The organism is Streptomyces sp. 8L (assembly GCF_020176795.1).
GTDB lineage: Bacteria > Actinomycetota > Actinomycetes > Streptomycetales > Streptomycetaceae > Streptomyces.
Genome location: NZ_JAIUKE010000822.1, coordinates 1 through 2,133, shown reverse-complemented (window position 1 = coordinate 2,133; position 2,133 = coordinate 1). Strand labels below are relative to the sequence as shown.

The 2,133-nt window shown below is 75.4% G+C and carries 1 protein-coding gene and 1 pseudogene; both read left to right on the top strand.

Annotated elements, in window-relative coordinates:
* Positions 1 to 237: 237 nt before the first annotated feature.
* Positions 238 to 1,191 (top strand): AraC family transcriptional regulator, encoded by a 954-nt coding sequence (locus LCE31_RS39135; RefSeq protein WP_225023011.1) that lies wholly within the window; start codon positions 238 to 240, stop codon positions 1,189 to 1,191.
* Positions 1,192 to 1,279: 88 nt separating this feature from the next.
* Positions 1,280 to 1,819 (top strand): annotated as a pseudogene (locus LCE31_RS39130) (GNAT family N-acetyltransferase); the annotation flags it as partial.
* Positions 1,820 to 2,133: the final 314 nt, after the last annotated feature.

Genomic DNA, 2,133 nt, shown 5'->3' with positions numbered 1-2,133 from the left:
CATGAGCAGCCAGGACAGGAACGCGGCCAGGAGCGACCTGCGCAGCTGCCGGGAGCTGTTGCGCACCTCGGTGGGTCCCCCCCCCCCCCCCCCGGCGGCGCGGCCGCCCCCCCCCCCCCCCCCCACGATCGCCCACCGGACGTGGCCCCCGCGAGGACCGGCACCGTCTCGCGGGGGTCACAGCACAGCCGTCCGCGTCTCCGGCGCACCTCCTCCCCTGCGCCTACGATCGGATGCATGGCTGGCCCACGGCGCGACACCCGCGGCATCGTCGATGCCGCGGCTCTCTTCGAGCGCGTACGGTTCCGCCGCCGCGAACCCGCCCCGGGGCTGCGTCCGTACCTGGAGCACTACTGGCTGATCGACTGGGACCTCGACCAGCCGTACGCGTCGCACGTCGTACCGCACCCGTCGGTCAATGTCGTCTTCCAGCACCTGGACGCAGGGAGCCGCCCCTTCGCCGAGGTCGCGGGCGTCCGGCACGAGTTGTTCACGCAGAAGCTCGCGGGCCGGGGCCGGGTCTGTGGTGCGCAGTTCCGCCCGGGAGGCTTCCGCCCGTTCTCCCCCGCCCGGCCCGTCTCGTACTGGACGGGCCGGCAGGTCCCGCTGGCCGAGGCCATGCCGACGACGGACCGCGACATCACGTCGGTCCTCGGGCCGGACGGCGAGGACGACCGGGTCGCCGCGCTCGACGCGTACCTGCTCGGCGTTCTGGCCTCCGGCGCGGGGAGCGCCGGGAGCGCCCGCAGCATCGGGAGTGCCTCCAGCGGCGGGAGCGCCGGGAGCGCCAAGGGCACTTCAGGCACCACGGGCACCTCAGGCACCACGGGCGGGGACGCCGTCGGGTCGTCGCCGCACGCCGAGCACGCGGCTCGGGCCATGGCGCTGGCCGACCTGGTCCGGCACGACCGGTCGGTGCGGCGCGTGGACCGGCTGGCCGGGGCCGCCGGGCTCTCGGCGCGCTCGCTCCAGCGGCTGTTCGGCGGGTACGTGGGCGTCGGCCCGAAGTGGGTCGTCCTGCGCTACCGCATCCACGAGGCGCTGGAGCGCGCGGAGGCCGCCGATCCGCCGGGCGCGGTCGACTGGCCCGCGCTCGCGGCCGAACTCGGATACAGCGACCAGGCTCATCTCGTACGGGACTTCACGGCGACGGTCGGTGTGCCGCCGACCGCATACGGTCAGCGTGCCTGACAACGGGGCGCGGAAGGCGGGCGTCCAGTGGCGCCGCGGGGACCCGCCCGTCCGACCCCGCCCGCCGCGCTGCCTACAGTGACTGCGCATGGAGACGAAGGCACCCCGGGTGCGGCTGGAACCATGGTCGGAGGCCGACCTCGGGCTGCTGCGTGCCATGAACGCGCCCGAGCTGATGGTCCACCTCGGGGGCCCGGAGACGGAGGAGCAACTGCTCGTCCGGCACCGGCGGTACGTGGAGCTGAGCGCCGAGAGCCCCCGCAAGGGCCGCATGTTCCGGATCGTGCTGCTCCCCGGCGAGGAGACGACGCGGGCCCCCGGCCTCGCGCCCTCGGTGGGAACGGTCGGGTACTGGGAGAACGTCTGGAACGGCCGGGAGGTGTACGAGTCGGGCTGGGGCCTGCTCGCCGCCTTCCAGGGCCGGGGCATCGCCACGGCGGCGGCCCGCGCGGCAGCCGGCCACGCCCGCGCCCAGCGGTCGCACCGCCACCTCCACGCGTTCCCCTCGGTGGCCAATCCCGGTTCCAACGCCGTCTGCCGCAGGGCGGGTTACACCCTGCACGGCGAGTGCGCCTTCGAGTACCCGCCGGGGAACGCCCTGCTCTGCAACGACTGGTCCATGGACCTGGCGACCGCGACGGCCCTGACATCCCCGGCGACCGGAACCGAAGCCAGTGCCGAAGCTGGAGCCGACGTCGATGCCGAAGCCGGTGCCGGAGCCGGTGCCGGTGCCGGTGCCGGTGCCGGAGCCGGTGATGGAGCCGAAGCCGGTGTCGACGCCCGTACCGGAACCGCCACCGACGCCGAAGCCGAGGCAGGAGCCCGGCCGGGAACGCCGTAGCGCCTCCCGGGCGCGGACGCCTCCCACCGGCCCCAGGCGCCTCGCCGCGGCGCAAGCGCCTCCGGGCGCGGACGCCTTCCACCCGCCCCAGGCACCTCCTC